Below are 25,083 nucleotides of genomic sequence, written 5' to 3'. Positions count from 1 at the left end.
ACCGACCTCGTGGCCGATCCATAAAAGCGATTTGGCGCCCCCGAACGGGCACCAAGGTTAGGTACCGGACTTGATCTTGGTCCAACTCCGGGTGATTAAACGCTGTACCGAGCGGGGATGTGCTTGCTGCACATACAGCCGCTCGAGCACGGCCTGAGGCGGATAAACCTCCTCGTTGTTGCGCACCGCCTCCGCCATGAACTCACCCGCCCTTGAGTTGGGATTCGCGTAGCCCACATAATCGCTGACCTTGGCGATCACCTCGGGCTGGAGGACGTAGTTGATGAGGGCGTGCGCCTCTTTGACATTGGTGGCATCGGACGGGATCGCCATCATGTCGAACCACAGATTGCCCCCCTCTTTCGGAATGCTGTAGGCGATCTTGACCCCCTTGCCAGCTTCATCAGCGCGGGCAGCGGCTTGCAGGATGTCGCCGGAAAAACCGGCCGCCACGCAGATGTCGCCATTGGCGAGATCGCCAATGTATTTGGAGGAGTGGAAGTAGGCCACATAGGGCCGCACCTTGAGCAGCAGCGCCTCGGCCTGCTTGATATCTCCCGTCGCATGACTGTTGGGATCGAGTCCGAGGTAGTTGAGGGCGGCAGGGATCATCTCGTCGGCAGAGTCGAGGAAGGCGACGCCGCAGCGAGAGAGTTTCGCCATTTTTTCCGGTTCGAAGATAGTGGCCCAGGAGTCAATCTTGTCGACCCCCAGCACCGCCTTGATTTTGTCGACGTTGTAGCCGATGCCATTGGTCCCCCACAGATAGGGCACCGCGTACTGATGACCCGGATCCACCTTGTCGAGCTGTTTGAGCAGCACGGGATCCAGGTTGGCCATGTTGGGCAGCAGGGATTTATCCAGCTTCTGGAAAGCTCCTGCCTGGATCTGCTTGGCCAGAAAATTGTTGGAGGGCACCACCAAATCGTAACCGGTCCGCCCCGTCAGCAACTTGCCTTCCAGGGTCTCGTTGGAGTCAAACACGTCGTAGACGGTCTTGATCCCGGTCACCTGCTGGAAATCGCTGAGAGTGGTCTCGCCGATATAGTCTGACCAGTTGTAGAAGTGCAACACAGGCTCCGCCTGAGCTGCACTCACCCATCCCATGGTCAGCGCGAGGGTTATCGACTTGGTTGTGTTCACGGGGTCAGTTCTCCTGTTCAGTGGTTAACCGTCTGCGCATCCATTCGCGCGGCCCATCCAGTTGGATGGCATCACTATCCTCCCGGCCGAACCGCAGACCGGGAGGGGCACTCGTCACTTACTTGCCGGACTTGATCTTGGTCCAGCTGCGGGTCATCACCCGCTGCACCTTGGCCGGCAGATCCGGGAAGGTGTAGATCTTCTGCAGGGTCGCCGCATCGGGGTAGATACCCGGGTCGGTGCGGATCGCCTCATCCACCAGCGGGGTCGCCGCCTTGTTGCCGTTCGGGAACTGCACCACGTTGGTGATACTGGCGATGACCTCCGGCTTCATCAGGTAGTTGATGAAGGTGTGGGCCGCCTCGGCGTTCTTGGCATCCGCCGGAATGGCGATCATGTCAAAGAAGCTTCCCGCCCCCTCTTTCGGTATGGTGTAGGTCAGCGTCACGCCGTTGTTGGCCTCTGCCGCCCGCGCCTTGGACTGCTGCAAGTCACCGGAGTAACCGACCGCGACGCAGAGGTTGCCGTTGGCCAGATCCGAAATGTACTTGGAGGAGTGGAAATAGGCGGTATAGGGGCGGATGGAGAGGAACAGCGCCTCGGCTTGCTTTAACTCGTCCGGTTTCTGGCTATCTGGCTTGAAACCCAGATATTGCAGGGCAGCCGGCAGCATTTCGGTCGGCGAATCGAGGAAGGAGACGCCGCACTCTTTCAGCTTGGCCATGTTCTCCGGCTTGAACACCAGATCCCAGGAGTTGATCGGGGCATCGGCACCCAGCACGGCCTTCACCTTCTCGGCGTTGTAGGCATAGCCGATGGTACCCCACAGATAGGGGATGGAGTACTGGTTACCCGGATCGCTCGGCTCGAGCGCCTTGAGCAGGTTGGGGTCCATATTTTGCCAGTTGGAGAGCTTGGACTTGTCCAGTTTCTGGAACACGCCCGCCTTGATCTGCTTGGCCAGGAAGGGGTTGGACGGCACCACGATATCGTAACCCGAGCTGCCCGCCAGCAACTTGGCTTCCAGCACCTCGTTGCTGTCGAACACGTCATAGACCACCTTGATCCCCGTCTCCTTCTGGAAGTTATCCAGGGTATCCGGCGCTATGTAGTCGCTCCAGTTGTAGACGTGCAGCACCTTCTCTTCAGCCATTGCTCCGGTACTTGCCATGACCAGAGCCACAGAGGCAGCGATCACTCCTGTTTTGAAAGACATCATCCTTGTCTCCTAAGCAAATTGTATGCGCATGCCAACCTGCCCGACCCACCTCAACCTTTCAGCTTTGCGGCTGTCAGATCCAGACTGCGCCTGGCCAGATTGACCAATTCATCAACCTGTTCCTCGGTGATCACCAAGGGGGGCGATATGATCATGGTATCGCCTACCGCCCTCATCACCAAGCCATTGTTAAAGCAGAACTCCCGACAGGTCATCCCCGCATTTGCGTGCGCCGGAAAACGCCGGTTGGTCTGCTTGTCCTGCACTATTTCCAGCGCGGCCACCAGCCCGCGGCCACGGGTTTCCCCCACCAGCGGATGATCGGCCAGCTCCCCCCAGCGGCGCTGCAAATAGGGGCCGATGGTATCATGGACACGCTTAACTATGCTCTCTTTCTGCATAAGCTGGATATTGGCCACTGCCACGGCGCAAGAGACCGGATGGCCCGAGTAGGTGAAGCCATGATTGAACTCGCCCCCCTCCTCCACCAGCCCCTTGGCAACCCGGTCGCTCACCATCACAGCGCCGAGCGGCAGGTAGCCGGAGGTGATCCCCTTGGCCAGGCACATCAGATCCGGCTTGATGCCAAACCCTTCGCTGGCAAACCAGTGGCCGGTGCGGCCAAAACCGCAGATAACCTCGTCGGCGATCAGCAGAATGCCGTAGTGATCGCAGATCCGCTGGATCTCCGGCCAGTAGCTGTCAGGCGGAATGATGACGCCGCCCGCCCCCTGGATCGGCTCGCCGATAAAGGCGGCCACCTTGTCCACCCCCAGCTCCAGAATCTTCTGCTCCAGCTGACGGGCCCGCTCCAGCCCGAACTCGTGGGCACTCATCCCCTGCCCCTCACCGAAGTGATAGGGCTGATCGATGTGCACTATGCCGGGAATGGGCAGGCCACCCTGGGCATGCATCCCCTTCATACCGCCGAGACTCGCCCCCGCCACGGTAGAGCCGTGGTAGGCGTTGTGGCGACTGATGATCACCTGTTTGTCAGGCTGACCCTTGCTGGCCCAGTAGTGACGCACCATCCGCAGCACGGTGTCGTTGCACTCGGAGCCGGAGCCGGTAAAGAAAACACGATTGAGATGAGCTGGGGTCACCTCGGCCAGCAGGGTCGCCAGCTCGATCACTGGCGGGTGAGCGGTCTGGAAGAACAGGTTGTAGTAGGGCAACTGCTGCATCTGGCGAGTGGCTGCATCCACCAGCTCTTGTCGGCCATAGCCCATGTTGACGCACCACAGGCCCGCCATGCCGTCGAGAATGCGGTGGCCGTCGGAATCTTCGAGATAGACGCCGCTGGCCTTGGTGATGATGCGCGAGCCCTTCTTGTTCAGGGCCTGAAAGTCGGTAAAGGGGTGCAGGTGGTGGCTGGCATCCAGCTGTTGCCACTCACGGGTTGTCTGCTGCATGTATTGCTCCTCGGTTCCTTCGATTTAGCAGGATTATTTTGTCAATTCATCAGGAGGGCTGGCATATCCGCAGTCACTGCCACTCACGGGTGTCAGCTGCATGTATTGCTCCCCTGCGCCTTCGATTTAGCAGGATTCTGGCGTCAAATAGTCAGGCGGGCTGGCACGTTCGCAGCCACTGCCACTCACAGGTGGCATATCGCCACCTGGCTCGTTTCCGGTGTCTTGGATACAGGGACCGGAGAGGCCGACTCTGGCCTCCCCGTTACAGGGGCTGGCCGCCCCCGGGGTCAGACGTTGAGCAGCAGGAACTCCCGCTCCCAGCGACTGATAACCCCGAAGTAGGTTTCATACTCTTTGCGTTTTACCGCAACGAAGGCACGGATAAAGCGCTCACCCAGCATCTCCTTGATGGGTTCGCACTGCTCGAGATGACTGAGCGCCTCCTCCAGCGAACGGGGCAGGCTATAGGGCAGCTCGTAAGCGCTCGACTTCATCTCCGGCAGCGGCTCCAGCTTCTCCATCATGCCGAGGTAGCCACAGGCCAGAGTGGCGGCTAGCGCCAGATAGGGGTTGGCATCGGCACCGGCAAAGCGGTTCTCTACCCGACGGGCGCTCGGATCGGAGAAGGGCACCCGCAGGCCGCAGGTACGGTTCTCTACGCCCCACTGGACGTTGCGCGGCGCGCTCTCACCGAAAGTCAGGCGGCGGTAGGAGTTGACGTTGGGGGCCAGCAGCGCGGTCACCGCTGGCGTGTATTTCTGCAGACCGGCGATAAAGTGCATGAACTGCTCGCTGTTGCCGCCGTTATCGGTACCAAACAGGTTGCGACCATTCGCATCTTCCAGGCTCTGGTGGATGTGCATGGCGGAGCCCGGCTCATCGCTCATCGGCTTGGCCATGAAGGTGGCATAGATACCGTGCTTGTGGGCCGCTTCACGCATGGTGCGCTTGAACAGGAACACCTGATCCGCCAGATCGATGGCATCACCATGCAGGAAGTTGATCTCCATCTGGGCAGCACCCGACTCGTGGATCAGGGTGTCAACCTCCAGCTCCTGCGCCTCGCAGTAGTCATACATATCTTCAAAAATCGGGTCGAACTCGTTGACCGCATCGATACTGAACGACTGGCGGGCGGTCTCCGGGCGGCCGTTGCGACCGACCGGTGGCACCAATGGATAATCGGGGTCTTCGTTGCGCTTGACCAGATAGAATTCCAGCTCGGGGGCCACCACCGGCTTCCAGCCCTGCTTCTCGTAAAATGACAGAACCCGACGCAGCACTGAGCGTGGCGCTATGTCGATTAGCTTGCCGTTGATATCAAAACAGTCGTGGATAACCTGCGCGGTGGGCTCCAGCGCCCAGGGGACAAAACGGATGGTGTTGGGGTCAGGATAGAGCTGCATGTCCCGCTCCAGCGGGTCGATCATGCTGTCATCATCCGGATATTCACCGGTCACCGTCTGGGTGAAAATCACCTCGGGCAGACGCATGCCCCCTTCGCGCAAAAACTTGTTGGCTGGGATGATCTTGCCCCGGGCATTGCCGGTGAAATCCGGGAACAGGCACTCCACTTCCGTGATGCGATTGCTCTCCATCCAGCCTTTGATACTGTCCATGTTAAACCCCGACTTTACGGTTGCCATTGGCAAAGGTGTCTAATATATGGAACACCCTTGTTATGAAATTGTAATCAACATCACCATAAAAGCCCGCCATCAAGGGCAATGTCAAGCGGGCGTGTTTAAAAAACTATAAATAACGGCGCATATAATGACCAGGTCGGCACCAAATACTAAACACATACTGTCCGACCAAGCGGGTGTTAAACCACCATTCCATTAACTGCAAAGCGGATGCCAACACCCGGGGTGCCGGATGGCAAAATCTGCTCAATTCCCCACCAGAATGGGCCATTTTTTTGCAAGGGCGCACAATCCTTATGCTATTTGCTTTGCTTGGCTGCATTTTTTTGGTACAAGGCCCGCCCTGATTTGCACTCTCTTGCATGGAACTGGTGCAAATCGGGATACAAGGGCTTGGTCTGTAGGCAGACAGCCCCCATAAACAGGGATTATTGGGTTAGCAAACTGACTGGTAGTTAATCGTATGTGTGATTTCATGACTGAAGACCAACTGGCCTTTTACAAGGGGCAGATCGAGCGACAGATCGTCGAGCTCGAAGAACGCCTCAGCTCTCAGGCTAGCCAGGCCATCGCCACCGACACCAACGAGATGGCTGATGAAATTGACCGTGCCAGTATCGAGGAAGCCCGCCGTCTGGAGCTGAACCGCATCGAGCACGACAAGCTGCACCTGCGCAAGTTACGGGGCGCGTTAAAGCGTATGAACGAAGGGGACTTCGGTTACTGCGAATCTTGCGGTGACGAGATCTCCCTCAAGCGGCTGCATGCCCGTCCGGAATCCCGTTTCTGTGTCGAATGCCAGAGCACCAAGGAATTTAACGATACCCACGTGTTCCGTCGCGTCGCCTGATCCCGCCAGGCACTGTCACTGGTCTCTGGCGAACCCTCGTCAGCAAGATAGTGACAAGTTCTGTTAGACTCCGGGCACGTCCCGGAATCGACAGGAGAACTGCGCGTGAAATGGCTCATCAAACTGTGTTTGTGTCTGCCGCTGCTGGCACAAGCACAGGTTTTGACGGTGAAAGTCCCCAGCCGTCCCATCAACAATCTCGATCAAGAGTACCAGCTAAAACTGCTGGAACTGGCGCTGACCCGTGCCGGGCAACCCTTTCGCATCCAGCCTGTCGACCTCGATCTCAACCAGTTCACCCTCCAGCAGCAGCTGAGCAAGGGCAAGACCATCAACGTCTTCTGGATGGGCACCTCCAGCGCACTCGAATCTTCCCTGATCGCCGTCCCCATTCCGCTGTTTCGCGGGCTGGAAGGATTGCGGTTGTCGTTCATCCACGCCGATGCGCAAGAGAAGTTCAACCAGATCAATACCCTGGCCGACCTCAAGCAGCTAAAGGCGGGGCAAGGGGTGGGCTGGGCCGATAACAAAATTCTGGAAAATGCCGGCATTCCCACCTACGCCGGCCGTTACAGCAATCTGTTTCGGCTGATCAACGACGGCGACAAGCTCGACCTCTTCCCGCGCTCGCTGGTGGAGATTTACGCCGAGCGCAGCGAACTGGTGGCGCAGTATCCCAACCTCGCCATTGATCAGCACCTGCTGATCCGCTACCCCTTTGCCCAGTTCTTCTTCGTCAGCCCCGAATACCCCAAGCTGGCCAAGGCGATCCAGACCGGGCTGGAGCGGGCCTACGCCGATGGCAGCTTTATGCAGTTCTTCCATGAAAATCCGAAGATCCGCGAAGCACTGGCCAGCGCCAACCTCGACCAACGGGTCACCATAGCGCTGCCCAATCCGGACATGACCCCATTGCTAAAAAGCATTCCGGCCCAATATTGGGAGTATCCACCTCAGTGATGGCGCAGGATGATGATTATCACGCCCATGCAACTCGTTACTGAGGCCCGCAACCTGCTGGCGAGGAACAACATGAACAGATTACAAGGGTCGCTGCTGCTGACGAGCTGCTTACTGGCGATGCCCGCCATGGCTGACAAGGCTGACCCCGTCGGTGAGGTGAGCACCTCTTTCAAGCTGTTAGGCCCCAACCACAAGATTTTGGTAGAAGCCTTTGATGACCCGCGTATCGACGGGGTCGCCTGCTATCTGGCGCGCCCCAAGACCGGCGGCGTAAAAGGCGGACTGGGGCTGGCGGAAGATCCCTCCCACGCCTCCCTGTCGTGCCACCAGATTGGCCCCATCACCCTGCCCGAGAAGTTGAAAGCGGGGGAAGAGGTGTTCGACGTCAGCACCTCGCTGGTGTTCAAGGAGCAGAAAGTGGTGCGTTTTTACGACAAAAAACGCAATACACTGGTTTACCTGACTTACAGCACCAAACTGGTGGATGGTTCGTACAAGAGTGCAGTCAGCGCGGTCCCCATCATGCCGTGGGGACAATGACCTGCCGGTTTGTCCGGTGATAGCTGACCCATTTTGTTGTAATTTAACGACACACACGCTGCGGAGCACACACCATGAAGGTCGCCGTATTCAGTACCAAGAGCTATGACAAAGAGCATTTCAACCAGGCCAACAGCCAGTACGGCTTCGATCTGGAGTTTTTCGATGTGCGGCTGGAGGCCAAAACGGCCCGACTGGCTCACGGCTTTCCGGTGGTGTGTCTGTTCGTCAATGACGATGCCGACCGCGAGGTATTGACCGAACTGGCCGCCAACGGCACCCAGGTCATCGCCCTGCGCTGCGCCGGTTACAACAACGTGGATCTGGCCGCAGCCAAAGAGCTGGGGCTGAAAGTGGTGCGGGTGCCCGCCTACTCCCCCGAAGCGGTCGCCGAGCACGCGGTCGGTCTGATGATGACCCTCAACCGCCGCATCCATAAGGCTTATCAGCGCACCCGCGATGCCAACTTCTCGCTGGAGGGGCTGGTCGGCTTCAACATGTTCGGCCGCACCGCCGGCATTATCGGCACCGGCAAGATCGGCATCGCTACCCTGCGCATCCTCAAGGGCTTTGGCATGCGCCTGCTGGTGAGCGACCCCTACCCCAATCAGGCGGCCATCGAGCTGGGGGCCGAGTATGTGGATCTCGATACCCTGTTCCGTCAATCCGATGTCATCAGCCTGCACTGCCCGCTGTTCAGTGAGAATTACCATCTGCTGAACAAGGAGGCGTTCGCCAAGATGAAGGACGGGGTGATGATCATCAACACCAGTCGTGGCGGCCTGCTCGACTCCAACGCCGCCATCGAGGCACTCAAGACCTCCCGCATCGGCGCGCTGGGGCTGGATGTCTACGAGGAGGAGGAAGACCTGTTCTTCGCCGACAAGTCCAACGAGGTGATCACCGATGATGTGTTCCGCCGTCTGTCGGCCTGCCACAACGTGCTGTTCACCGGTCATCAGGCGTTCCTGACCCGCGAGGCGCTGCACGCCATCGCCGATACCACCCTCGGCAATATCCGCGCCATCGAGAGCCAGGGCCACTCCGACAACGAAGTAGAATAAGGGCTCCTCCCTTCATCCTGTTCTTCATTGCTGTGCGCCGGGTTGTGAGACCCGGCGCCTTCGGGTAGGCTAGCCCCCCTTTTTTATTCAGGAGTCTGGCGCCCATGTTGATCGGATTTGCTCACGGTACCTCCGACTGTGCGTCGGGTTGTGAGACCCGGCACCTTCGGGTAGGCCAGCCCTCCTTTTTTACTCTGGAGTCTGGCACCCATGTTTATCGGATTTGATTACGGCACCTCCAACTGTGCCGTGGCCGTGATGGAACAAGGTAGCCCCAGGCTGCTCAATCTCGGCGCATCCCGCTATCTCCCCTCCACCCTGCATGCGCCCCACCGGGATGCCATCGCCGGTCTGTTGGCCGAAGGGCTGGCACCCGCCCAGCAGGCGGAGTACCTCAAGCTGCGTGGCCCCGTGGTCACCCGCGCCCAGATGGTTCGTCGCCAGATGCGTGAAGAGGGGCTGATCGACGAGCTCTGCTTTGGTGGCGCTGCGCTGGAGCGCTATCTGGAAGAGCCGGATGACGGCTACTACATCAAATCGCCGAAATCCTTCCTCGGTGCCTATGGCCTCAAGGCCCCCCAGATAGCCCTGTTTGAAGACATCGTCTGCGCCATGATGCTCCACGTCCGCCAGCAGGCGGAGCAGCAGCTCGGTGCCCCAATCCGCCAGGCGGTGATCGGCCGTCCGGTCAACTTCCAGGGTCTGGCAGGGGAAGAGAGCAACAGCCAAGCCATCGCCATCCTGACCGAGGCGGCCCGTCTGGCCGGGTTCGAGCAGGTGGAGTTTCTCTATGAGCCGGTGGCCGCCGGTTTTGAATTCGAGGCGCGCCTCAGCGAAGACGCCGTGGTGCTGGTGGTGGATATCGGCGGCGGTACCACCGACTGCTCCATGCTGCGGATGGGCCCCAGCTACCGCGATCAGCTGGATCGCAGCGGCGACCTGCTCGGTCACAGCGGCCAGCGGATCGGCGGCAATGACTTCGATATCCGCCTGACGGTGGAGGGGATGATGCCGCTGCTCGGCATGCACGAGACCCTCAAAACCGGCAAGCCGCTGCCCCACCCGCTGTTCTGGGACGCCGCCGCCATCAACGATGTCAGCGCCCAGAGCCGTTTCTACAGCCTCGACACCGCTCGCCAGTTGCAGGATCTGCAGCTCGACAGCCAGCCCGGCAGCAAGCTAAAGCGCTTGGCCAACCTGCGGGCCCACAAGCTCAGCCACCAGCTGGTATGGCGCGCCGAGCAGGGCAAGATCGCCCTCTCGGAGCAGCCGCTGAATCGCCAGTCGCTGGCCGAGCTGGAAAAAGGACTGGAAGCGGAGCTGACCCGCGAGCAACTGGCCAACGCCTCTGCCCTGTTGCTGGAGAAAATTGGCGAGCTGATGGATGAAGCCATTGCCAATGCCGGTGTGCAACCGGATCGCATCTTCGTCACCGGCGGTAGCGCCCGCTCGCCGCTGATCGCCAGCTTTATCCGCCAGAAGCTCCCGGCTATCCCGCTCGAGGGTGGTGATGACTTCGGCTCGGTTGCTTCGGGTCTTGCCCGTTATGCCGAGCGGTTGTTCGCACAATAAGCAAACCGATGGCAACATCCACCCGGGTGTTGCCATTTCGCGACAGTGGTGCGGGACAAGGGGCGACAGAAGCAGTCGGTCACCCCCTCTAGCCCCCTGCGCCACAGCCAGTAAACAGGGTATTCTGGGCACTCCACCAACCGGAGCCCCCTCATGCCCAGATTGCTATCCCTGCTGCTCTCCCTGCTGCTGCTCGCGGGCTGCAGTTCAACCGCCTTTGTCCGGCAGGATCTGCAACATCACCACTGGGTACTGAGCAAGCTGGATGGCGAACCGGTCGCCGCCTTGCGCGACAATCCCCCCGATTTCGAGATAGGTGAACACTTCACCGTCAACGGCATCGCCGGTTGCAATCGCTACTTCGGTCAGGGCCATCTGAAAAATGACCGGCTGTGGGTCACCAGCATGGGCAGCACCGAGATGGCCTGCATGCCGCCGCTGAACACCATAGAGCAGGCCGTGCTGACCACATTAACCGAGGGCGCCACCGTTAGCGGCTCCAGCCAGACCCTGATCCTGCAGGGCAAACAGCACCGTTTGGAATACACCTTGCGCGACTGGGTGCTCTAGCGCCCACAATCCCCATCACAAAGCCGCATCACAAACAGGAACATGTTGTCCGGCTGTGGCACACTATGAGGCAGAGTTCGCAATGGAGGCTGCCTCAGCCATGTCGATGGATCGCCTGTTTGACAAGATCAAACAACTCCCCACCATTCCCCAGCTGCTGCATGAATTGATGCAGAGCTTCAATGATGAAAATGCCCGCATCGACGAGATTGCGGCCAAAATCGCCATGGATCAGGTGATCAGCGTCAAGGTGCTGCGGATGGCCAACTCGGCTGCCCTGCGCCGGGGCAACGAAGTGACCTCCATCGAACAGGCGGTGATCCGGCTTGGCTTCAACCGGTTGCGATCTGTGGTGGTTGCCTCCGGCATCATCGGCAGCTTCAAAGCCCCTCCCAGCTTCAACAAAAACAAGTTCTGGACCGAGACCTTTCAGGTCGCCACCATTGCCAAGACCCTGGCGCAAGAGACCAAGGCACTGGATCCCGAGACGGCCTTTACCTGCGCCCTGATCCACAACATCGGTGAACTGCTGATCCAGAGCACCCTGCCGGAAGAGGCAGAACTGATCAATATGTCGATCCAGAACGGCAGTAGCCGGGTGGAGGCCCAGCGGGAGATGCTCGGCTACGACTATTCCCAGCTTGGCGCCGAACTGGCGCGACGCTGGAACCTCTCCGAGGCCTTCGTTGATGCCATTTCCCAGCAGCTTGACCCGCTCTCCCACGATCCGGTCAGCAAGGAGGCGGTGCTGATCCGCCTCGCCGTGTTTATCTCCTTCGCCTGGAATGCCGGGGTGCCTGCCCAGGCCATCATTGCCCGCTTCCCCAAACCGCTCGCCGACCAGTTGGGACTGGATCCCAAGTCACTGGCAGGCCAGCTCGAAACGCTTCACGAACAGGGTAATGCCCTCGCCGATCTTCTGACTCAATAAGCATCATGACCCATCCGTTTCTGTTTCATCCCCAGGTGGCGCCCTGGTTCAAAGAGAGCGCCGACGCACTGCAACTCACCCTCTTTAGCGAACTGGACGCCCCGATCCGCACAGTGTGGCTACGCCACGAGCCGGACAACGAGGAGTACCTGATCCCGATGACACCGGTCTCGACCCGCGACCGGCTGCAGGTGTGGCAGGTCGAGCTGCCACTGGCCAAGGGGCAGGATACCCACCTCTACAGCTTCAAGTGCCTCACCGACGAAGGGCAGTGGTGGTTGCACGGCGCCGGCGTCAGCCCCGCCATGCCGCCACGGGAGCAGCATTTTCGCTTCAACAGCCTGCACCAGCCGCCGGCCTGGGTGCAGGATCAGGTGTTCTACCAAATCTTCCCCGACCGCTTCTGCAATGGCGACCCGTCGCTGAGCGTCAAGCATCACGAATATGAGTACCGCGGCAAGGCGGTGGTCAGCAAAGGGTGGGGGGAGCCGGTCAGCCGTCATGAAGAGGGCCACGGCGCCTGCGAATTCTATGGTGGCGATCTTGCTGGCATTGATGCCAAGCTGCACTATCTGCAATCCCTCGGGGTGACGGCGCTCTACCTCAACCCCATCTTCGACTCGCCTAGCAACCACAAGTACGACACTCAGGACTACTTCAAGGTCGATACTCACCTCGGCAGCAACGAGCAGTTCGCCGAGCTGACCCGCAACCTGCACCAGCGCGGCATGAAGATCATCCTCGATGCGGTGGTCAACCACACCTCGACCGAGCATCCCTGGTTCTGCCCGCCGCTAGGGGCCAACAGCAACCCGGATTCCCCGTGGCGCAGCTTCTACACCTTTGACAGCGAAGGGGATTACGTCAGCTGGAAGGGTATTCGCAGCCTGCCCAAACTCGACTTTGCCAGCGAACAGGTGCAGGACGCCATCTATCGCGCTGATGACGCCATTCTGCGCTACTGGATGCGGCCGCCCTACCATATCGACGGCTGGCGCTTTGACGTCATCCACATGCTGGGGGAGCGCGGCACCGCCGAGGGCAACCGCAGTCATGTGCGGGCCATTCGCGGGGCGGTGAAGCAGGAGAACCCGGACGCCTATGTGCTCGGCGAACACTTCTTCGAGGCAAGCCAGTGGCTGCAAGGGGATCAGGAGGACGGTGCCATGAACTACTATGGCTTCGCCCACCCGATCCGCGCCTTCCTGGCAGGACAGGATATCGCCTATCACCCCATCAAGATCAGCGCCGAAGAGCTGGACCGCTGGCTCAAGCTGGCGCGGGCCCACATCCCGTTCAAGAACCAGCTGGCCCAGTTCAACCTGCTGGACAGCCACGACACCGCCCGCTTCCTCCACCTGCTGGGAGAAGACAAACAGCGGATGCGGCTGGCGGCGACGCTGTTGCTCACCTATATCGGTACACCCTCCATCTACTACGGCGACGAAGTGGGACTCTCCGGCGGCAACGACCCGGACTGCCGCCGCTGCTTCCCGTGGAATACCACAGACTGGGATCATGTGCTGCACGATTACTACCGCCGCCTGATCCAGATCCGCCGCCAGCGCCCCTCCCTACGCCGTGGTGATATCCAGACCCTCTATGCCGGGCCCCACAGCTATGTGTTTGCCCGCACCCTGCAAAGCGATCAGGTGGTGGTTGCCTGCAACCGTCACCCCAGCGAGCCGCGCACCATCAGCCTGCCCCTGTGGCAAACCGCCAGCCCGGCCAGCCGCTTCACCGATGCCTTCAACGGCGACAAGTTCGAAGTGGTGCAGGGCGAGGTGCAGCTCACCATCCCGGCCAACTCGGCCAGGGTGTTGATCTCCAGCTGAGCGAGTAACTAACGCGCTGAAAATAAAAAACCGGAGCGCCAGGCTCCGGTTTTTTATTCCGCTCAATCCACGATGGCCTCTGGCCCGTTACACAGCGGGGTCAGTAGTTGATGCTGACGTAGGGCACTTCCGGCACCTGCCAGCGCTGCTTGAGGTAGACGGTGAGCACAAAGAAGAAGTTGGCCAGCAGGTTGGCGAAGCGATAGAGAATGGGATCGAAGGCCACCTCGCACTCTTCCAGCCGGACCAGCAGCCGCACTACCTTCTTGCTGCCACAGCGGCACAGATGGAGGGTGGGAATGGGCTGGGGCCCCTGTGGCAGCACGAAACCGGTGACGCTCCCGCGACTCGCCTCGTTGTAGTGGTCGTAACGGGCCTTGAGCCACTCAAGATCTGCATCGAAGATCCCCAGCTTGCCGCGCACCGAGCCGTTGAGGTTGTAGATAAGCCGCTGCAACACCGCGAGATCCGCCAGCATGGGCTCGGTATCAGCATCCGGCGCAAGGTGTGACAGCACAGCCCCGACCTGACAGCAGAGCTCGTCAGTGGCGATTTCAAAATCACATTTGAGCGCGGTTTCGAAGATAAAGGGGTAGCAAAGCTCGCGCTTGTCTCTTGGCTTCTTGGGGTTCATGGGGCAACCGGATTGGAGAAAAGGCCAGTTTGCCAGCCCCGGGAAGGGCTGGCAAACGGCAGGTCATTACTTGCGTTACGCGCTGTGGCTCAGGCGTTCTTACTGGCGGGCTCTGTTGATGGCTGGAACTGGTTAATCATCCGCAGCGCCTCCAGCATCCGCTGGTTGAAGCTGGTGAAGCGATCGACCTGTAGCGGGTCCGCTTCACCTCTGGCGGCCAGCACGGCCGGGGTCAGCGCCTGTTGCTGGGATGCTGGCAGCAGGGTATCCGCCTGTTTTTGTACCTGATCCAGCTTGGGCAGGTAGTCGGCAAACGGCTTGATCAGATCCTGCAGGGAGTGCGCCCCCTGATAGGTCTGGCTCAGCTTGACGCTCTGCTTGAGCTTGAGGGAATAAGAAGCCAGTTGGCTGTCATCCAGTTTCAGCTCGCTCGCCTTATCCAGCAGATCCTCGAAGTTGCCGGAGAAGAAATTCCCGGCCAGCTCGTCGATCCCCTTGACCAGCTTGCCGATGGACTCCATCTCATCGCTGCTGAGATCCCCCTCCAGCGAGAAGCTGAAGCTCTGGCTCGACTTGAGGCTGAACTGGCTGCCGCTCTCACTGCTCTGAGACTTGCTCTGCCAGCTGTCGTTGAAGCGCAGCACCACCTTGTCGCCATCCTTGGTCTGGATCTCCAGATAGCCCTGCTGGCGACTGGCCATCTCGGCAGCCCCCATGTCGGTCGGGGAGACCTTGCCGAAGAACTCCTTCTCGAACTCGTCGAGCCCCTTCTGGATCAGCTTGTAGCTCTGATCGATACCGGTCTTGATATCCTCATTGTCGGTTGCCCAGTCGCCGAGCTGCTTGCGGGCATCACCGAACCCCTTGTCTACCCCTTTGCGCGCCTGCTCCATCATGCCGGTCAGATCCTCATCGGATTTGCCATCGGCTCGCGCAGCGCCAAGTCGGCCAGTGACAAACTGCAGCACGTTGTCCGCCACCGACTGGAAGTCGAACAGGGTCTCCGGCGTGATCACCTCCGGCTCCTGTACCTTGGGCGCTTTATAACCCTGGCCATTGATCTCCAGCGAGAACTGCAGCGCCTGCTGGATAAGCACCTGCGCCCATTTGGGCGGCTTGTGTAAAGAGACCTCTTCCTCGTTCTTGACCTGTTTCGACTCCGCCTGTTGAGGCGATTTGGGAGAGACACCCACTCCCTTGGGTTGGGCTGCGCCCATGCCTTCGATCTGCATAATGTGTCCTCCCACCATGCTTGTAGATCTACTATCGGCCTGACTGAACACTTCTTGACCACAAAATACTGGACAATCTACTGCGGCCTTTTAAAATCCACACCCTTTGGGTGGCCTGTTGCCTTCCCCCGATTTCGATCCGGCCTGGCCGGTGTGCATGTGAGGTATATCATGACCCAATCCCAACGGGCTGACGCAGATTCTGTGGCGCCAAGAACCCCTGCCGACTATCAGGCCCAGCTCGACGAAAAGAGCGCTCGCCTCACCGAGCTGTTTGCCGGATTCCCCCTCCCGGCGCTGGAGGTTCATGCCTCACCGGCGGAGTATTACCGGATGCGGGCCGAATTTCGCATCTGGCATGAGGGGGATGATCTCTTCCACTGCATGTATGCCCCGGCAACCAAAGAGATTATTCGGGTTGAGCACTTCCCGACCGCCAGCCGCCTGATCAATCAGCTGATGCCGGTACTGCTGGAGGGGCTGCGCCCCCATCCGGTGCTGCGCCGCAAGCTATTCCAGATCGACTACCTGTCGACCCAATCCGGCCAGCTCATCGTCAGCCTGCTCTATCACCGCAAGCTGGAGGCCGAGTGGCAGCAGGTCGCCGACACCCTGCAAGCCGACCTGCGCGCCCAGGGGTTTGATCTGCGGCTGATTGGGCGGGCTCACAAACAGAAAATCGCGATGGGTGATGACTTTGTTATCGAGCAGCTCAACGTGGCGGGTCGCCAGCTCACCTACAAGCAGGTGGAGAACAGCTTCACCCAGCCCAACGCCGTCATCAATGAGCAGATGCTGGCCTGGGCGCTGGCTGTGACCAAGGGGAGCGAAGGGGACCTGCTGGAGCTCTATTGCGGCAACGGCAACTTCTCCATCGCGCTGGCGCAGAACTTCCGCAAAGTATTGGCCACCGAGATCGCCAAGCCAAGCGTCGACTCTGCCCAGTTCAACATCGCCGCCAACGGCGTCGACAACCTGATCATCCTGCGCATGTCAGCCGAGGAGTTCACCATGGCGATGCGCGGCGAGCGGGAGTTCAACCGCCTGAAAGGGGTCGATCTCCAAAGCTACCAGTGCAACACCATCTTCGTTGACCCGCCCCGCGCCGGTCTCGACGATGCCACCGTCAAGCTGGTGCAGGAGTACGACAATATCCTCTACATCTCCTGCAACCCCGAGACCCTGCAGGCCAACATGGCGGTATTGGGTGAAACCCACGAGATCGCCCGTTTCGCCCTGTTCGATCAGTTCCCCTGGACCCACCACATGGAAGCCGGAGTCTATCTGCGCCGCAAGGCGGGTTGATTCCAGCTGATGGAAAACAAAAACAGGGCCGCATGGCCCTGTTTTGCTATCTGGTCGCTCGCCGCCAAAAAGGGGTGCCCGCTTTGTTGTTATCTGGATGGTGCAGCTTGCAACACCCGTTGCCGAATGATCTGGGTAACCCCTTGTTCATCATTACCCGGCGCGATAAAACGAGCTAATTTTTTAATTTCAGGGTGAGCATTGGCCATGGCATAACTGTGATAGGTCTCTTTTAGCATTTCGACATCATTAAAAAAATCACCAAAGCTCATGCTCTGCTCGTAGTTGAAATCAAAAACAGTTTGCAGCTTTTTAATGGCCGCCCCTTTCGAGGCATCTTTGTGCATAAAATCGAGCCAAATTTCGCCGCTCACCACCACCTGATGGCTATCGCCAAAATGCGGGAATACCACCGGGTAAACATGCTGTTCAGCGCCATTGAAATTAAGCACGGCGACCTTGATAAACTCATCGTCAATTGCCAATAAATCATCCACTTGCACCAGTGAGTGATAATAGTTGTTCATTTCACCAAAGGCAGCCTGACAGGTTGTTTCGGTATAGGCGGTATGCTTGCCACACAACACCAGATGAGAGCCCGCGATTTGACGCACTGCGGTAATCATCTGATAGGCATCTTGCTGGTCAATCAGGCTGCTATGCAACTCGTTACCCTGATAGACCACATAAGTGCCATTTTCAGCAATAAATACCATCTGGTCTTTGATTGGCGAAAAAATATCCAGCAAGCTGTGATATTGCCGACCCGATGCCGCAGCAAACAGCACCCCCTGCTGTTGCAGCAAGGCGAATACTTCAAAAAAATCCACTGGCAACGCTTTCTGGCTATTTAATAAGGTGCCATCCATATCGACGGCAATAAATTTAATCTGCGTACTCACAAGCGCTCCTGTCGTCATTATTCATAAAAACATCGCAATAAAAATCAACGCCACCACATCCATGACGGCGCCCCTAAATGGCGGCCTCAAGTCTACTGCTGTTAGCTGCCAATGTTGGAGGGGACAAATCTTGAGTGACTACCGAACCAGTGGCAACCGGCGCAATAGTCACCATCGAGGTGGGTGAAGATAAACTCGGCGGGAATGCTTGTCACTTGAGTCGCGATTTTTATCAATAACGGCGGGAGGCTGGTGAAGTCTTGCGGGGCGTACCATTGAGACGATTGGCGGGAAAATGGGTGGCTCACCCTGACGGTGAGCCACGGCCATTATTTCTTCTTGGCGTACTTCATGGAGTCCAGCGCCACCGCCAGAATGATGATGCCGCCCTTGATGATAAACTGCCAGTAAGGGCTGACCCCGATATAGGTCAAACCGTAGTTGATCAGGGTGAAGATAAGCACGCCGGTGATCACACCCGCGACCGTCCCTACCCCGCCGGCAAACGACACGCCACCCACCACACAGGCCGCGATGGCATCAAGCTCATACATGAAACCGAGGTTGTTGGTGGCACTGCCCACCCGCCCCGCTTCCAGCATGCCGCCGAAGGCGTAGAAGACCCCTGCCAGCGCATAGATCATCACCAGATTGACTGCCACGTTGACGCCGGAGACCTTGGCCGCCTCGGGGTTGCCACCGATGGCGAAGATGTTTTTGCCAAAGCGGGTCTTGTTCCACAGCACCCAGACAAAGACGCTGGCGATGGCCGCATAGAAGGTGAGGTACGAGAGCTTGAATCCTCCTATCCGGATAAAACCCTGGGCAAAGCTGGAGAAGCGGGGGTCAAACCCGGCCACCGGCGAAGCCCCTACCGAGTCAAAGTAGAGGGAGTTGATGCCGTAGACGATGATCATGGTGCCCAGAGTAGTAATGAACGGAGTGACGTTCAGGTAAGCCACAATCAGACCGTTAACCAGACCAATCAGCGCCCCTACCGCACACACCAGCAGGATCACCACCGGAATGGGCACCTCCCCCAGCGCGGGGAACACCTTGTTGACGTTGGTCAGCGCCTGCAACATGGTCGCCGCAATCAGTGCCGCCAGACCGACCTGACGACCGGCCGAGAGATCCGTCCCCTGGGTGATGATGATGCCCGCCACCCCCAGCGCTATGATGACCCGCACCGAGGACTGGGTCAGGATGTTGCTGAAGTTGGTGAGGCTCAGGAAGGAGGGTTCCTGGATCACGATGACCATGAGCAGCACCAGCAACACCAGGTAGATGGCGTTTTCCTTGAGCGCCTGCATCAGATTGAAATTTTTAGCCGACTCCATAAATGTCTTCCTGTCTCTAGAGGTACAGAGATGCCAGGCGCAGTATCTCGCTCTGGTCAGTTTCTTTGGTATTGACGATCCCGGCGACCCGGCCATTACTCATCACCATGATGCGGTCGGTGATCCCCAGCAATTCCGGCATCTCTGACGAGATGATGATGATCCCCTTCTCCTTCTTCGCCAGCTCCAGGATCAGCTGATAGATCTCGAACTTGGCGCCCACGTCGATGCCGCGGGTGGGCTCGTCGAGCATCAGGATCTCCGGCTGGGTCAGCAGCCAGCGACCGATGATCACCTTCTGCTGGTTGCCCCCGGAGAGGGAACCGATCTGGGTCTGCTGGGTCGGCGTCTTGACCCGCATGGAGTCGATGACCCACTGGGTATCGCTCTTCATCTTGGTATCGCTGAGCAACCCCATGGAACCCTTGTAGCTGTCCATGTTGGCGATCAGGGAGTTGAAGGCGATGTCGAGACGGGAGTAGATACCGGTGGAGCGGCGCTCTTCCGTCACCAACGCAAAGCCGTTGTGAATCGCTTCATGGGCGTTGTGGTTGGCCACCTCTTTGCCGTGCAGCTTGATGGTGCCCTGGCTGCGATCGCGAATACCGAACAGGGTCTCGACGATGTCGGTGCGCTTGGCCCCCACCAGTCCGGCGATGCCGAGGATCTCCCCCTTGTGCAGGTTGAAGGTCACATCCTTGATGGAGGGCTGGTTCTTCGCCGTCAGGTGTTCGATCTCGAGGATCACCTCTTGCGGCTGGTTGGTTTTTTCCGGGAAGCGCTGGGTCAGTTCACGGCCGACCATCATGCCGATGATCTGATCCATGGTCATGCCCTTGAGCGGCTGGGTTGCCACCCACTGGCCATCCCGCAATATGGTGATCTCGTCACAGAGCTGGAAGATCTCCTCCATCTTGTGAGAGATGTAGACGATACCGCACCCCTTATCCTTCAACTTGTTGATGATCTTGAAGAGGTGGTTCACCTCTTTCTCGGTCAGGGAGGAGGTGGGTTCGTCCATGATGACGATCTTGGCATCGTAGGAGAATGCCTTGGCGATCTCGATCATCTGCATCTGGGAGACCGACAGGGTCGCGACCTTCACCTTGGGGTCGATGTCGATGTCGAGCTCGTCGAAGATGCGCTTGGTGTCGTCATACATCTTGCCGTGGTCGATGAACCACCCCTTGGTGGGGTAGCGGCCGAGCCACATGTTGTCCATCACGGTACGCTGCAACACCAGGTTGAGCTCCTGATGCACCATGGAGACGCCATTTTCCAGCGCCTGCTTGGAGGAGCTGAAGTTGATCTCCTGCCCCTTGAAGAAGATCTTGCCCTCATCCTTCTCGTAAATGCCGAACAGGCACTTGAGCAGGGTGGATTTTCCCGCACCATTCTCGCCCATCAACGCATGCACAGAATGAGGACGGACCCGTAAATTGACATTATCGAGTGCCTTGACGCCGGGAAAACTCTTACTGACGTCAATCATCTCCAACAGCCATTCTGATTGTTGCTGTGTTGTCATATCAGCCATCACATCTGGTTGAAAAAAGGGCAAGGGGATCGCCCTTGCCCTGGAGGGGGGAATTACTCGAATTGAGACAGGTTGTCTTTATCCACACCAACGTAGGCAACGCGCACCACCTTGTTGTCGATCTTCCAGTTGGTGCCTTCACCGGCCGCTTTGCCTTCAGCCAGGTTCTTGGTCAGCTCGAAGGTGGCTTTGGCCTGATTGGCCGCGTCGTTCAGCACGGTCCCCGCCATGGCGCCGCTCTTGACCATGGCCAGCGCTTCCGGCAGCGCATCGACGCCGAACACCGGAATGGCGATCTTGCCCTGGGCTTTCAGTGACTCGACTGCGCCCATTGCCATACCGTCGTTGTTGGCGATGACCACTTCGATCTTGTTGGCGTTGGGGCCTGAGATCCAGGCATCCATCTTGTCTTTGGCCATGGCGGTATCCCACATACCGGTATCCATGTGCAGTTGCTCCGTCTTGAAGCCACCATCATTCAGGGTCTTGATGACATAGGAGGTACGGGCTTCTGCATCCGGGTGGCCCGGCTCGCCCTTGAGCAGCACGAACTGGATCACGCCATCCTTGTTCAGATCCCACTCTGGATGGGCTTTCCAGTGTTTGGCAATCAGCTGACCCTGGATGATCCCTGACTCCTTGGAGTCGGTGCCCACGTAGTAGGCCTTGTCATAGCTGGCCAGATCGGTAGCACTCGGCTCCTTGTTGTAGAACACCACCGGGATATCTTCACCGCGGGCTTTCTCAATCACCACAGGCGCCGCAGCGGGGTCAACCAGGTTGATGGCAAGCGCCTTCACCCCTTTGGCCAGCAGCACGTCGATCTGATCGTTCTGCTTGGACTGGTCGTTCTGGGAGTCGTTCATCAACAACTCAACCCCGGGGTTGGCCGCCGCTTCCTTCTCGATCGCCTTGCGCACGACCGCCATGAAGTTGTCATCGTATTTGTAGACAGTTACCCCGATGCGGGTGTCAGCCTGAGCATTGGCACCAGCCATCATGCCCATCAGCAGGGCGGCAACTGCGGTCAGTTTTTTCATTATGTGTGCTCCGATGTGTCTATCTGTGTTGTAGGGTGGCGAGCAATTGAACAATCGCCAATCAATGTAATCAGTTTGTTGTCATTTCTTCTGTGATCGTGACGACAAAATGAAAACGATTACACTCTGTTACACTGCGTCTTTTTATTTATTTTTCAAATGCATACAAACAAAAACAAGAGCTGAGACTCAATCAGACCCTTTTCATGATGGGCCAGTCGTTACCGGCCTGTTGTCAAAACGGTTCAACGAAAGGTGCAAAACCAGCGGTAACAACGTTCAAGCAACTGATACTCCGGACGCACACTCTGACTCCAGGAGTCATCTCCGCCCACCCCCATGTGGGCGCCATCGAGGCAGACCCACAACCCCTCTTCAGCCACCAGATCGCTCTGGTGACGGGCGGCCGCCAGCTGCTGTTGGCTGAAGCGGCTGGCACTGAAATGGAAGGCGCCGCTCACCGTCATGCTGCCCAGTTGCAGCTGGCGGGTATCGCAGCGCAAGCCGTTGTCGCTCGGGAAAACATAAGGGGTGTGCATGGCCTCCAGCGGCAGGCTCCAGCGACCGAGATCGGCGCCCAGCAGGCGATCCGGATAGTTCTCGTGCGGGCCGCGACCCAGCCATTCGGCCCGCGCCGGCACCTCGGCCAGATGGATCAGCAGGCCGATCCGTGGCAGCGAGGGCAACGCCTGCGCCAGCTCGGTCTCGATCTCCAGATTCATGGCGCCGTCGTCGGCAAAGCGGTGATGCCAGTGACTCACCAGCAGCAACTCATCGTGGTGGAAGTAACCGTGACTGACCCGGATATCCCCTCCGGCGGCCGTGATCCCCAAACAGCGGTGCTGCCACTGGCCAAGGCCACAACCCTGCCAGCGGGCAAGCCAGGAGTTGGGGTCGGCGTGATCCGCTTCGCTGGTGCCGATATCGTTGTCGAGCGGCGCGCGGTAGAAGTGATCCATGATCGGTGCCAGCAACTGCTCCTGCCCCGATTTTTGCCAACTGGTGATGCGGCCGCTCTGCTTGTCGAGCCGCCACTGACTGTTTGCCACGCTGACTAGCCAGCACTCCGGTTGCTCGGTCAGGATGGCAGCAGCGGCGGGAGCTGGCAGGGCAAGGGGGGTAGGCAGGGTGAACTGCTGGCGGGCGACCTTGTGATCCGCCTGCGACCAGAGGGTGGCCTGTGGCTGAGCGATGGCCAGATCGAGCCAGGCCAGTGAGCCAGCCGCAAAGGCGGGCAGCGTCTCGCTCAGGGTCAACTCGACCATCCCTTGCGGCATCAGCGTGAGGGAGAGCTCCCCCTGCTGCTGCACATGGCCGTTCTCGCACAGCTGCCAGCAAAGCCGCTCGTTATCGGTTTCCCGGAACAGGTATTCGCTCTCGATCCGCACCCGCAGCGGGGTGTGCTCAAGCAGGGTGAAGCGAAACGGCTGCTGGGCGCGCTTTGCCTCAAACAGGGCGGGATGGGGGGTGCGATCCGGGAACAACAGGCCGTTGCAGCAGAACTGGCGATCATTTTGCAGATCGCCAAAGTCGCCGCCATAGCCCCAGTAGTGGCGGCCATCGCTGGTGTATTTGTCGAGCCCCTGATCGACCCAATCCCAGACAAACCCGCCTTGCAGGCGTGGATGATCGCGAAACGCCTGCCAGTAGTGGGCGTAGCCCCCGAGGCTGTTGCCCATGGCGTGGGCATATTCGCAGAGGATCAGCGGCCGGCTCTCGCCGGGCAGGCCGATCCACTTGGCCAGCGCCCACTTGGGCACCGCCGGGAAGGGTTGATCCTGATGGGTTCTGGCATACATGGGGCAGATGATGTCGGTGGCCGGAGTATCGGCCCCGCCCCCCTCATACTGCACCGGACGGCTCGGGTCGCTGCGCTTGATCCAGCCATACATGGCATCGTGGGCCGGGCCGTAACCCGACTCGTTGCCCAGCGACCAGATGATGATCGAGGGGTGGTTGAAATCCCGCGCCACCATGCGGGTGGCCCGCTCCAGAAAGGCGTTGCTCCAGGCGGGATCCCGCGCCAGCCGCCCCATGGGGGTCATGCCATGGGTCTCCAGATTCGCCTCGTCCACCACATAGAGGCCGAGCCGATCGCAGAGGCGATAAAAATCGGGGTGGTTGGGATAGTGGGAGCAACGCACCGCGTTGAAGTTGTGCCGCTTCATCAGCAGCAGATCCCGCTCTATGGTGGCGCGATCGATGGCATAGCCTTTGGCGGGGTGGTGTTCATGGCGGTTGGCACCGCGAATCAGCAGCGGCTGCCCATTGACCCGCAGCAAGCCGCCACGGATCTCCACCACCCGAAAGCCTACATCGCACGCTTCGCTCTCGATGGCTTGGCCCTGCTCGTCCAATAACGTCAGGGTCAGGCGATAGAGATGGGGCGTCTCGGCGCTCCACTGGTGCGGCGCAGCCACGTCGAGCGTCAGCTCGGCACGATCGTCGTAAGCCCCTTTTTCGTCAATGGCTTGGGTGCCGATCGGCTGGCGCAAGGTCGCAACCCGCTCGCTGCCGTCATAGAGATTGGCCTCTACCGACAGACCGGCCCCATTGGCTACCTGCAGTGCAATCTTGAGACGGCCATCCCGATAACAGGCATCCAGCTCAGGCGTCACCCGGATATCCATCAGATGGCAGGTCGGTTTGTGCAGCAAGCTGACGGAGCGGAAGATCCCCGACAGCCACCACATATCCTGATCTTCCAGATAGGAGCCATCGGACCAGCGCAGCACCAGCACTGCCAGCCGGTTGCGACCGGCGTGCAGGCAAGGGGTCAAATCGAACTCGGCGGGCAGCCGGCTGTCCTGGGAGTACCCCACCCAGTGGCCGTTGCAGAAGAGATAGAAGGCACTGCTCACCCCGTCGAAGATGATCCGGCTCTGGCCGCTGGCCAGCCAGTCGGCAGGCAGCTCAAACTCACGGGAGTAGCAGCCGGTGGGGTTCTCTGTCGGTACCCGCGGCGGATCGCAGGGAAAGGGGTATTTGATATTGGTGTAGATGGGGCCATCGGTGAGCGGCCGCGCTGCCGGGTAGGCGGCATCCAGCTGCCAGTTGCCCGGCACGGTAATGGGGCTGGCATCCGCCAGATCCTGCGCCAGCCAGCTCTCGGGTACCCGCTCGGGGACGGCAAAGAAGGAGAAGCGCCACTCCCCATCGAGCAAGAGACGGGAGGAAGAAGCCAGATCATCTCTGGCGTCCGCTGCGCTGCGCCAGCTGAACATGGGGGTATGGGCAGCCAGCCGGTTTACCGACGTAATCGCTTGGGTCTGCCAATCCTGACGCGCCACTATCTCCCTCAACATTCACTCTCTCCCCGCAGATTAGAAAACGTATGCAGTCTAG

The 25,083-nt window shown here is 59.1% G+C and carries 20 protein-coding genes; 9 read left to right on the top strand and 11 right to left on the bottom strand.

What is annotated here, in order from left to right; genetic code table 11:
• Positions 1 to 57: 57 nt before the first annotated feature.
• The 4 genes from CK911_RS17985 to CK911_RS17970 all read right to left on the bottom strand — a co-directional run bounded on the left by CK911_RS17985 (position 58) and on the right by CK911_RS17970 (position 5,396).
• Positions 58 to 1,143: a polyamine ABC transporter substrate-binding protein gene (locus tag CK911_RS17985; RefSeq protein WP_098971679.1), complete on the bottom strand. Its 1,086-nt coding sequence runs from the start codon at positions 1,141 to 1,143 to the stop codon at positions 58 to 60.
• A 118-nt stretch (positions 1,144 to 1,261) separates the two neighbouring features.
• Positions 1,262 to 2,359 (bottom strand): polyamine ABC transporter substrate-binding protein, encoded by a 1,098-nt coding sequence (locus CK911_RS17980; protein ID WP_083221027.1) that lies wholly within the window; start codon positions 2,357 to 2,359, stop codon positions 1,262 to 1,264.
• A gap of 53 nt (positions 2,360 to 2,412) precedes the next feature.
• Positions 2,413 to 3,774, bottom strand: coding sequence for an aspartate aminotransferase family protein (locus CK911_RS17975; RefSeq protein ID WP_098971677.1), 1,362 nt, complete (start codon positions 3,772 to 3,774; stop codon positions 2,413 to 2,415).
• Positions 3,775 to 4,064: 290 nt separating this feature from the next.
• A complete protein-coding gene (locus CK911_RS17970) occupies positions 4,065 to 5,396 on the bottom strand; it encodes a glutamine synthetase family protein (protein ID WP_042018338.1) in 1,332 nt (443 codons plus the stop codon).
• A gap of 490 nt (positions 5,397 to 5,886) precedes the next feature.
• Here CK911_RS17970 and CK911_RS17965 point away from each other — a divergent pair, with 490 nt between their 5' ends.
• The 8 genes from CK911_RS17965 to malZ all read left to right on the top strand — a co-directional run bounded on the left by CK911_RS17965 (position 5,887) and on the right by malZ (position 13,748).
• Positions 5,887 to 6,273 (top strand): TraR/DksA C4-type zinc finger protein, encoded by a 387-nt coding sequence (locus CK911_RS17965; protein WP_042018339.1) that lies wholly within the window; start codon positions 5,887 to 5,889, stop codon positions 6,271 to 6,273.
• Between the two features lie 105 nt (positions 6,274 to 6,378).
• Positions 6,379 to 7,233 carry a hypothetical protein gene (locus tag CK911_RS17960; RefSeq protein ID WP_098971675.1) on the top strand — a complete coding sequence of 285 codons (855 nt, stop codon included), beginning with the start codon at positions 6,379 to 6,381 and terminating at the stop codon, positions 7,231 to 7,233.
• Between the two features lie 72 nt (positions 7,234 to 7,305).
• The gene (locus CK911_RS17955) at positions 7,306 to 7,776 is read left to right on the top strand and encodes a CreA family protein (protein WP_098972783.1); all 471 of its coding nucleotides are present in this window, start codon (positions 7,306 to 7,308) and stop codon (positions 7,774 to 7,776) included.
• Between the two features lie 74 nt (positions 7,777 to 7,850).
• Positions 7,851 to 8,840: a 2-hydroxyacid dehydrogenase gene (locus tag CK911_RS17950; RefSeq protein ID WP_098971673.1), complete on the top strand. Its 990-nt coding sequence runs from the start codon at positions 7,851 to 7,853 to the stop codon at positions 8,838 to 8,840.
• A 210-nt stretch (positions 8,841 to 9,050) separates the two neighbouring features.
• The gene (gene yegD, locus CK911_RS17945; protein ID WP_098971671.1) at positions 9,051 to 10,412 is read left to right on the top strand and encodes a molecular chaperone; all 1,362 of its coding nucleotides are present in this window, start codon (positions 9,051 to 9,053) and stop codon (positions 10,410 to 10,412) included.
• Positions 10,413 to 10,565: 153 nt separating this feature from the next.
• On the top strand, positions 10,566 to 10,982 hold the full coding sequence (locus CK911_RS17940) for an META domain-containing protein (RefSeq protein ID WP_042018346.1): 417 nt from the start codon (positions 10,566 to 10,568) through the stop codon (positions 10,980 to 10,982).
• An 82-nt stretch (positions 10,983 to 11,064) separates the two neighbouring features.
• Positions 11,065 to 11,913 carry an HDOD domain-containing protein gene (locus tag CK911_RS17935; protein ID WP_042018348.1) on the top strand — a complete coding sequence of 283 codons (849 nt, stop codon included), beginning with the start codon at positions 11,065 to 11,067 and terminating at the stop codon, positions 11,911 to 11,913.
• A gap of 5 nt (positions 11,914 to 11,918) precedes the next feature.
• Entirely contained in the window at positions 11,919 to 13,748 is a 1,830-nt protein-coding gene (gene malZ / locus CK911_RS17930) for a maltodextrin glucosidase (RefSeq protein WP_098971669.1), read from the top strand.
• Positions 13,749 to 13,848: 100 nt separating this feature from the next.
• Here malZ and CK911_RS17925 read toward each other — a convergent pair whose 3' ends face one another.
• Together CK911_RS17925 and CK911_RS17920 are read right to left on the bottom strand one after the other, a co-directional pair.
• Complete coding sequence (locus CK911_RS17925) at positions 13,849 to 14,382, bottom strand: ATP--cob(I)alamin adenosyltransferase (RefSeq protein WP_098971667.1); 534 nt, start codon at positions 14,380 to 14,382, stop codon at positions 13,849 to 13,851.
• Positions 14,383 to 14,471: 89 nt separating this feature from the next.
• Positions 14,472 to 15,614: a DUF5610 domain-containing protein gene (locus CK911_RS17920; RefSeq protein WP_042018354.1), complete on the bottom strand. Its 1,143-nt coding sequence runs from the start codon at positions 15,612 to 15,614 to the stop codon at positions 14,472 to 14,474.
• Positions 15,615 to 15,785: 171 nt separating this feature from the next.
• Between CK911_RS17920 and trmA the strand changes: the two genes are divergently transcribed.
• Complete coding sequence (trmA, locus tag CK911_RS17915) at positions 15,786 to 16,919, top strand: tRNA (uridine(54)-C5)-methyltransferase TrmA (protein WP_098971665.1); 1,134 nt, start codon at positions 15,786 to 15,788, stop codon at positions 16,917 to 16,919.
• 89 nt (positions 16,920 to 17,008) lie between these two features.
• Here trmA and CK911_RS17910 read toward each other — a convergent pair whose 3' ends face one another.
• The 5 genes from CK911_RS17910 to CK911_RS17890 all read right to left on the bottom strand — a co-directional run bounded on the left by CK911_RS17910 (position 17,009) and on the right by CK911_RS17890 (position 25,043).
• Positions 17,009 to 17,821 (bottom strand): HAD family hydrolase, encoded by an 813-nt coding sequence (locus tag CK911_RS17910; RefSeq protein ID WP_216640686.1) that lies wholly within the window; start codon positions 17,819 to 17,821, stop codon positions 17,009 to 17,011.
• 329 nt (positions 17,822 to 18,150) lie between these two features.
• A complete protein-coding gene (gene mglC / locus CK911_RS17905; RefSeq protein ID WP_098971661.1) occupies positions 18,151 to 19,161 on the bottom strand; it encodes a galactose/methyl galactoside ABC transporter permease MglC in 1,011 nt (336 codons plus the stop codon).
• 16 nt (positions 19,162 to 19,177) lie between these two features.
• Positions 19,178 to 20,698: a galactose/methyl galactoside ABC transporter ATP-binding protein MglA gene (gene mglA / locus CK911_RS17900; protein WP_098971659.1), complete on the bottom strand. Its 1,521-nt coding sequence runs from the start codon at positions 20,696 to 20,698 to the stop codon at positions 19,178 to 19,180.
• Between the two features lie 53 nt (positions 20,699 to 20,751).
• Positions 20,752 to 21,738, bottom strand: a complete 987-nt coding sequence (mglB, locus tag CK911_RS17895; protein WP_098971657.1) for a galactose/glucose ABC transporter substrate-binding protein MglB — start codon at positions 21,736 to 21,738, stop codon at positions 20,752 to 20,754.
• Between the two features lie 245 nt (positions 21,739 to 21,983).
• Positions 21,984 to 25,043 carry a beta-galactosidase gene (locus CK911_RS17890; RefSeq protein ID WP_098971654.1) on the bottom strand — a complete coding sequence of 1,020 codons (3,060 nt, stop codon included), beginning with the start codon at positions 25,041 to 25,043 and terminating at the stop codon, positions 21,984 to 21,986.
• Positions 25,044 to 25,083 lie beyond the last annotated feature (40 nt).

Origin of the sequence: Aeromonas sp. CU5 (assembly GCF_002586745.1) — a bacterium.
Lineage (GTDB): Bacteria > Pseudomonadota > Gammaproteobacteria > Enterobacterales > Aeromonadaceae > Aeromonas > Aeromonas sobria.
This window is presented reverse-complemented; position numbering and strand designations above follow the sequence as displayed.

What these genes read in the sequence shown, in the direction of transcription:
- CK911_RS17940 (WP_042018346.1), top strand. Translation starts at nt 10,566, where the DNA reads ATGCCCAGATTGCTATCCCTGCTGCTCTCCCTGCTGCTGCTCGCGGGC.
- mglA (WP_098971659.1), bottom strand. Translation starts at nt 20,698, where the DNA reads ATGGCTGATATGACAACACAGCAACAATCAGAATGGCTGTTGGAGATG.
- CK911_RS17935 (WP_042018348.1), top strand. Translation starts at nt 11,065, where the DNA reads ATGGAGGCTGCCTCAGCCATGTCGATGGATCGCCTGTTTGACAAGATC.
- malZ (WP_098971669.1), top strand. Translation starts at nt 11,919, where the DNA reads ATGACCCATCCGTTTCTGTTTCATCCCCAGGTGGCGCCCTGGTTCAAA.
- CK911_RS17970 (WP_042018338.1), bottom strand. Translation starts at nt 5,396, where the DNA reads ATGGACAGTATCAAAGGCTGGATGGAGAGCAATCGCATCACGGAAGTG.
- CK911_RS17890 (WP_098971654.1), bottom strand. Translation starts at nt 25,043, where the DNA reads ATGTTGAGGGAGATAGTGGCGCGTCAGGATTGGCAGACCCAAGCGATT.
- yegD (WP_098971671.1), top strand. Translation starts at nt 9,051, where the DNA reads ATGTTTATCGGATTTGATTACGGCACCTCCAACTGTGCCGTGGCCGTG.
- CK911_RS17920 (WP_042018354.1), bottom strand. Translation starts at nt 15,614, where the DNA reads ATGCAGATCGAAGGCATGGGCGCAGCCCAACCCAAGGGAGTGGGTGTC.
- CK911_RS17955 (WP_098972783.1), top strand. Translation starts at nt 7,306, where the DNA reads ATGAACAGATTACAAGGGTCGCTGCTGCTGACGAGCTGCTTACTGGCG.
- mglC (WP_098971661.1), bottom strand. Translation starts at nt 19,161, where the DNA reads ATGGAGTCGGCTAAAAATTTCAATCTGATGCAGGCGCTCAAGGAAAAC.
- trmA (WP_098971665.1), top strand. Translation starts at nt 15,786, where the DNA reads ATGACCCAATCCCAACGGGCTGACGCAGATTCTGTGGCGCCAAGAACC.
- CK911_RS17950 (WP_098971673.1), top strand. Translation starts at nt 7,851, where the DNA reads ATGAAGGTCGCCGTATTCAGTACCAAGAGCTATGACAAAGAGCATTTC.
- CK911_RS17975 (WP_098971677.1), bottom strand. Translation starts at nt 3,774, where the DNA reads ATGCAGCAGACAACCCGTGAGTGGCAACAGCTGGATGCCAGCCACCAC.
- CK911_RS17980 (WP_083221027.1), bottom strand. Translation starts at nt 2,359, where the DNA reads ATGTCTTTCAAAACAGGAGTGATCGCTGCCTCTGTGGCTCTGGTCATG.
- CK911_RS17965 (WP_042018339.1), top strand. Translation starts at nt 5,887, where the DNA reads ATGTGTGATTTCATGACTGAAGACCAACTGGCCTTTTACAAGGGGCAG.
- CK911_RS17925 (WP_098971667.1), bottom strand. Translation starts at nt 14,382, where the DNA reads ATGAACCCCAAGAAGCCAAGAGACAAGCGCGAGCTTTGCTACCCCTTT.
- mglB (WP_098971657.1), bottom strand. Translation starts at nt 21,738, where the DNA reads ATGAAAAAACTGACCGCAGTTGCCGCCCTGCTGATGGGCATGATGGCT.